At 75.1% G+C, this 6,238-nt stretch carries 4 protein-coding genes; all 4 read right to left on the reverse strand.

Going from position 1 to position 6,238, the window contains the following annotated elements; all coding sequences use genetic code 11:
- Positions 1 to 158: 158 nt before the first annotated feature.
- Complete coding sequence (gene pheT / locus ACFV3R_RS26620; protein WP_385588239.1) at positions 159 to 2,675, reverse strand: phenylalanine--tRNA ligase subunit beta; 2,517 nt, start codon at positions 2,673 to 2,675, stop codon at positions 159 to 161.
- Entirely contained in the window at positions 2,675 to 3,802 is a 1,128-nt protein-coding gene (gene pheS / locus ACFV3R_RS26625) for a phenylalanine--tRNA ligase subunit alpha (RefSeq protein WP_385588243.1), read from the reverse strand. The genes pheT and pheS overlap by 1 nt, the downstream gene beginning before the upstream one ends.
- A 276-nt stretch (positions 3,803 to 4,078) precedes the next feature.
- Positions 4,079 to 5,224: an ATP-binding protein gene (locus tag ACFV3R_RS26630; protein ID WP_385588246.1), complete on the reverse strand. Its 1,146-nt coding sequence runs from the start codon at positions 5,222 to 5,224 to the stop codon at positions 4,079 to 4,081.
- A 36-nt stretch (positions 5,225 to 5,260) separates the two neighbouring features.
- Positions 5,261 to 6,115 carry a TrmH family RNA methyltransferase gene (locus tag ACFV3R_RS26635; RefSeq protein ID WP_385588394.1) on the reverse strand — a complete coding sequence of 285 codons (855 nt, stop codon included), beginning with the start codon at positions 6,113 to 6,115 and terminating at the stop codon, positions 5,261 to 5,263.
- Positions 6,116 to 6,238 lie beyond the last annotated feature (123 nt).

A 6,238-nucleotide genomic window follows, 5' to 3' on the forward strand; every position in this document is an offset into this window, starting at 1 on the left:
GGGGTCCCCCCCCCCCGACTCGCCTGGGCGGGCCGCCCCGGGGGCGGGACCCCGGGCACGCCGGGTCCCGCGCCGTCGGGTCCCCGGGAACCACCGCGCCTGCCGGGCCCCCGCGGACGCCGCTCCCGGCGGCCCATCGGCCACCGGGAGCGCGTGCCTCAGCCGCGCAGTGTCGCGCCCGTGCGCTCGACGGCGACGGCGACGGCTGCCTCACGGGCCGTGGAGGCCTCCTCGGCCGTCAGCGTCCGGTCCGGCGCGCGGAAGCGCAGCGCGAAGGCCAGGGACTTCCTGCCCTCGCCGAGCTGCTCGCCGGTGAAGACATCGAAGAGGCGGATGTCCTCCAGCAGCTCGCCGGCGCCCTGGACCAGCGCGGCCCGGACCTCGGCGGTGGGGACGTCCGCGTCGACGACGAGCGCCACGTCCTGGGTGGCGACCGGGAAGGTGGACAGGCGCGGGGCCGGCACCGGGCCGGGCATCGCGCGCTCCAGCACGTCCAGGTCGATCTCCATGGCCGCGGTCCGCTCCGGCAGGCCGAGTGCCTTCACCACGCGGGGGTGCAGCTCACCGGCGTGACCCGCCGGCCGCTCCTCGCCGTCGACGAGGACCAGGAGCGCGGCGCACCGGCCGGGGTGCCAGGGAGCCCGCTCGTCGTTGCGCACGACCAGCTCGACCCCGGCCGCCGCGGCCACGGTGCGGCCCGCCTCGACGGCGTCCGCCCAGGTGGCCCGGCGGCCCTCGCCCCACCAGCCGGCCTGCTCACGGGCGCCCGCGAGGACGACCGCGGCCCGGCGGGGCTGCTGCGGCAGGGCGGCGTCGAGCCCGGCGATCTCCTCGGCCGTCGGCCGGCGGTCCACCGGCAGGCGGGCGGCGGCCTTGCCGGAGCCGCTGGGCAGGAAGACCAGCCCGGTCTCGTAGAGCGCCAGGTCGGTGGCGCCCCGGCCCACGTTGCGGCGCAGCGTGGCGAGCAGGCCCGGCAGCAGCGTGGTGCGCAGCGCCGGCTCCTCGTCGGAGAGCGGGTTGACCAGGTGCGTGGTGCCGCGGCGCGGGTCCTCGGCGGCCAGGCCGAGCTGGTCCCAGACCGCGTCGCTGAGGAAGGGCGGGTTGAGCGTCTCGACGTACCCCGCGGCGGCCAGCGCGCGGCCGACGCGGCGGTGCAGCCGCTGGCGCTCGGTCAGGCCCCGGCCGGCGGGCGGGCGCGGCAGCGTGGAGGGCAGGTTGGCGTAGCCCTCCAGGCGCAGCACCTCCTCCGCCAGGTCGTTGGGGTCGGTCAGGTCCGGGCGCCAGGACGGCACGGTGACGACCAGTTCGTCCTGCCCGTAGACGTCGCAGCCGACCTGCTGGAGGCGGCGCACGACGGTTTCGCGGCCGTAGGCGACGCCGGCCACCTTGTCGGGGTGGTCGGCGGGCATCGCCAGGGAGTGCGGCGCGCTGGGCGTGATGACCTCGGTGACGCCCTCGTCGGCGGTGCCGCCGCCGAGCAGCACCAGCAGGTCGACGGTGCGCTGGGCCGCGGCGGAGGCGGCCTCCGGGTCGACGCCGCGCTCGAAGCGCCGGGAGGCCTCGGTGGCCAGCCGGTGGCGGCGGGAGGTGCGGGCGATCGAGATCGCGTCGAAGTGGGCGGCCTCGACGACGACGTCGGTGGTGCCGTCGCGTCCGTCGCCGCCCCGGCCGTCGGCGATCTCGGTGTGGGCGCCGCCCATGACGCCGGCCAGGCCGATGACGCCGCGGTCGTCGGTGATGACCAGGTCCTCGGCGTCCAGCACCCGCTCGACGTCGTCGAGGGTGGTGAGCTTCTCGCCCTGCTCGGCGCGGCGCACCCCGATGGCGCCCTGGATGCGCGAGGCGTCGTAGGTGTGCAGCGGCTGGCCGATCTCCAGCATCACGTAGTTGGCGATGTCCACGCTCAGCGAGATCGGGCGCATGCCGGCCTTCTGCAGGCGGCGGCGGAGCCAGATCGGGCTGGCGGCGTCGGGGTTGACGCCGCGCACCCTGCGGGCGGTGAAGCGGTCGCAGCCCATCGGGTCGGCCACCTGGACGGGGTGGCCGTCCGCGTTGGGGCCCGGCACGTCCAGCAGCGCCGGGTCACGCAGCGGCAGCCCGTAGGCGGTGGCCACCTCGCGGGCGATGCCGCGCAGCGACAGGCAGTAGCCGCGGTCGGGGGTGACGGCGATGTCGAGGACCTCGTCGACGAGCTGGAGCAGCCCGATCGCGTCGGTGCCGACCTCGTGCTCGGGCGGGAGCACGATGATGCCGTGGCTGCCTTCGTCCCCCATGCCGAGCTCGTCGCCGGAGCAGATCATGCCCTCGGAGACGCGGCCGTAGGTCTTGCGTGCGGCGATGACGAAGTCGCCGGGCAGCACGGCGCCGGGAAGGCTGACGACGACCTTGTCGCCGACGGCGAAGTTCCGCGCGCCGCAGACGATGTTCTGCGGCTCACCGGTCCCGTTGGCGTCGCCGACGTCCACCTGGCAGTAGCGGATGGGCTTCTTGAAGCCCTCCAGCTCCTCGATGGCCAGCACCTGGCCGACGACGAGCGGACCCTTGAGGTCCGCTCCCAGCTGCTCGACCGTCTCGACCTCCAGGCCGGCGGCGACCAGCTTCTCCTGGACGTCGCGACCGGTCTCGCCGGCCGGCAGGTCGACGTACTCCCGGAGCCACGAAAGCGGGGCCCGCATCAGATCTCCATCCCGAAGGGTCGGGTGAAGCGTGCGTCACCCTCGACCATGTCTCGCATGTCCTCGACGTTGTGGCGGAACATCAGCATCCGCTCGATGCCGAACCCGAAGGCGAAACCGCTGTAGACCTCCGGGTCGACGCCGCAGGCGGTCAGCACGCGGGGGTTGACCACGCCGCAGCCGCCCAGCTCGATCCAGCCCTCGCTGGAGCAGGTGCGGCAGGGCCGGTCCGGGTTGCCGACGGAGGCGCCGCGGCACACGTAGCACACCATGTCCATCTCGGCGGACGGCTCGGTGAACGGGAAGTAGTTCGGCCGCAGCCGGGTGCGCATGTCCGGCCCGAAGAGTTCCTGGACCATGTGGTCGAGGGTGCCCTTGAGGTCGGCCATGGTCAGGCCCTTGTCGACGGCCAGCAGCTCGACCTGGTGGAAGACCGGGCTGTGCGTGGCGTCGAGCTCGTCGGTGCGGTAGACGCGGCCGGGGCAGACCACGTACACCGGCGGCTCGCGGTCCAGCAGCGTGCGGGCCTGCACGGGCGAGGTGTGGGTGCGCAGCACCACACCGGACTCGCCGTCCACGTCCCGGGCCGGACCCTGGACGAAGAAGGTGTCCTGCATCTGCCGGGCCGGGTGGTCGGGCGTGAAGTTCAGCGCGTCGAAGTTGAACCAGTCGGCCTCGACCTCGGGTCCCTCGGCGACCTCGTAGCCCATGGCCACGAAGATGTCCTCGATGCGCTCGGAGAGCGTGGTGAGGGGGTGGCGGGCGCCTGCGGGCCGCTGGTCGAAGGGGAGGGTGACGTCCACCGCCTCCTCGACCAGGACGCGGGCGTCCCGCTCGGCCTCCAGTTCCTCCTGGCGCGCCTTGAAGGCCTGGTTCACCTGTCCGCGGGCCTGACCGACGCGCTTGCCGGCGTCGGCCTTGGCCTGCGGCGGCAGGGCGCCGATCTCGCGGTTGGCGAGCGCGAGGGGCGAGCGGTCGCCGCTGTGGGCGGCCTTCACCTCCCGCAGCGCTTCGAGGTCACCGGCCGCGGCGATGGCGGCCAGCGCCTCGTCGCGCATGCGCGTGATCTCTTCCGGTTTCAGTGCCTCGACCTCTACTGGGTCGTACGACTTGTTCGGTGCCGACATCTCTTCCCGTGCTTCCGATGGGCTTCGTCCGCCTCGCGGTGGTTCCCGCAGCCGGGGCGGCGGGCCGGAGCGGTGCGTTCCGTGGACCGTCCGGACACAGCGGGTACGGTTGGTCCCTTGCGGAGCGGCACCGGCCGGCCGGTACGGAACCGAGTCGGACGTTGGCGCGCGGCGTGCCCCCGACGCGTGGTGTGCCAAAGGTGCCAAAGGTCAAGTCTAAGGGGACGGCGGCCGCGCTCGGTCCGAGCCCCTGTTCCGGGGAAGCCCGCCGGTCCCTCAGGCCATGAAGGCCGGGGTGCCGGCGGGCAGTACGAATCGGAACCTGGCCCCGCCTGCGGGCGCGCGGCCGACGGTGATGGTGCCGCCGTGGGCCTCGACGATGCCCTTGACGATGTAGAGGCCCAGCCCTGTGCCGCCGCGCTTGGAACCGCGCCAGAAACGGGTGAAGACGCGACTCATCGAGTCCTCGGGGATGCCGGGGCCCTCGTCGCTCACGGTCACCGCCGTCCCTTCCACCTCGCCGCTCTCCCCGGTGCGGGCCGGGGCCACCTCGATGGTGACGGTTCCGGCGCCGTGGCGCACGGCGTTTTCCAGCAGGTTGGCGAGGACCTGGTCGACCTTGTCGGGGTCGGCCCACAGGTCCGGCAGGTCGGGGGCGACGCGGACCGCGAACCGCTCGGGGACGCTTCCCACGGTGACCTGCGCGTGGACGTGGCGCCGCACGGCCGCGGCCACGTCCAGGCGCTGGCGGCGGATCTCCAGGCGGCCGGAGTCGATGCGGGAGATGTCCAGGAGCTCGGCGATGAGGCGGGTCACCCGCCCCGCGTCGGCGTCGACGGTCTCCAGCATCAGCCGCTTCTGGTCGTCGGTGAACCGCTCCCACTTGCGCAGCAGCGTGGCGGTGAAGCCCTTGACGGAGGTCAGCGGCGAACGCAGCTCGTGGGCCACGGTGGCGATCAGTTCGGCGTGGCTGAGTTCGGTGCGGCGCCTGGCCTCCGTGCCCCGGAGCGTGATCACGACGCGGTGGACCGGGCCGCCGCGGCCGGAGCGGACGTAGCGCGCGGACACCAGCAGCTCGCGGTCGCCCAGCAGCAGGTTGCGCTCGGGCTGGCCGCGGCGCGTCTCCAGACCGTGGTAGGGATCGGTCAGCCGCCACCACCGGCGTCCCTCCAGGTCCTGGAGCGGCAGCGCGGCGTGCAGCGGGCGGCCCAGGGCGGCCCGGGCGTCGATGCCGGTCAGGCGGCCGGCGACGGCGTTGAAGACCACGACCTCGCCCGCGGCGTCGGCGACCACCAGGCCGTCGGGCAGTTCGTCGGGGTCCAGCAGGGGTGCGGCAGGGGGGACGGCGGGCCGCGGGAGGCCGCCGGACGGGCGGGGCTCCCGCGCGTGCGCGGCGTGCGTGCCGGAAGCGCTCACGTCCATCCCGACCCCCTCTTCGGTCCCGGACGGCACACCCTACTAGCGCGCGTCGCCGGAGCGGCATCCTCCGGCGACCCGTTGTGCGCGGGCCGAGGCGTACAGGCAGACGGCGGCGGCGGTGGCCAGGTTGAGGCTCTCGGCCCTCCCGTGCAGGGGGACGCGGACGACGGCGTCGGCGAGGGCCCGGGTCTCCTCCGGCAGCCCCCAGGCCTCGTTGCCGAAGATCCAGGCGGTGGGCCCGCCCATGAGGCCCGCGTCGAGTTCGGCGTCCAGGTCGCGGTCGCCGGCGCCGTCGGCGGCCACCGTGCGCACCCCCGCCTCCTTCAGCCCTGCCACCGCCTGCTCCACGGGCACGCCGACGGCGACGGGCAGGTGGAAGAGGGAGCCGACCGAGGCCCGCACCGACTTGGGGTTGTAGAGGTCCACGGAGGCGTCGGTGAGGACGACGGCCTCGGCCCCGGCGGCGTCGGCGCAGCGCAGCACGGTGCCGGCGTTGCCGGGGTCGCGCACGTGGGCGAGGACGGCCACCAGCTTGGGGCGGGCGGCGAGGACCTCCTCGAAGGGCGTGTCCAGGAACCGGCACACCCCCACCAGGCCCTGCGGCGTCACCGTCTGGGAGATCTCCGCGACGGTGGAGTCGGCGGCGTGGTGCACCCGGGCGCCGGCGGCGTGCGCCGCCGCCACGATCCCGGCGTGCCGCTCGGCGGCCTCGGCGGTGACGAAGAGTTCCACCAGGGTGGGCCCCTCCGCCGTCCGGTGGGCGACCGCCTCGCGTACCGCCTGCGGCCCCTCGGCGAGGAAGCGGCGCTCCTTGCCGCGGGTGTTGCGGCGCGCCAGGCGACGGGCGGCGGTGACGCGGGCGGAACGCGGGGAGATCAGCTCGGGGGTGCCCATCGGCAGCGGCTCACTTCGTGGGGTGCGGGGGCCCGGTCGGCGGGCGGGGGTGGCGGCGAGGAGGGCCGGAACGCCGCGGGCCCCGCGGCGCCGCCAGGGGGGGCGCGGGGGGTGGCGGGGCCC

The sequence above is a fragment of the Streptomyces sp. NPDC059740 genome (assembly GCF_042733155.1).
Lineage (GTDB): Bacteria > Actinomycetota > Actinomycetes > Streptomycetales > Streptomycetaceae > Streptomyces.

Bases quoted from the DNA above. Each gene is read 5' to 3' on its own strand.
- pheT (WP_385588239.1), bottom strand. From the start codon at position 2,675: ATGCGGGCCCCGCTTTCGTGGCTCCGGGAGTACGTCGACCTGCCGGCC.
- pheS (WP_385588243.1), bottom strand. From the start codon at position 3,802: ATGTCGGCACCGAACAAGTCGTACGACCCAGTAGAGGTCGAGGCACTG.
- ACFV3R_RS26630 (WP_385588246.1), bottom strand. From the start codon at position 5,224: ATGGACGTGAGCGCTTCCGGCACGCACGCCGCGCACGCGCGGGAGCCC.
- ACFV3R_RS26635 (WP_385588394.1), bottom strand. From the start codon at position 6,115: ATGGGCACCCCCGAGCTGATCTCCCCGCGTTCCGCCCGCGTCACCGCC.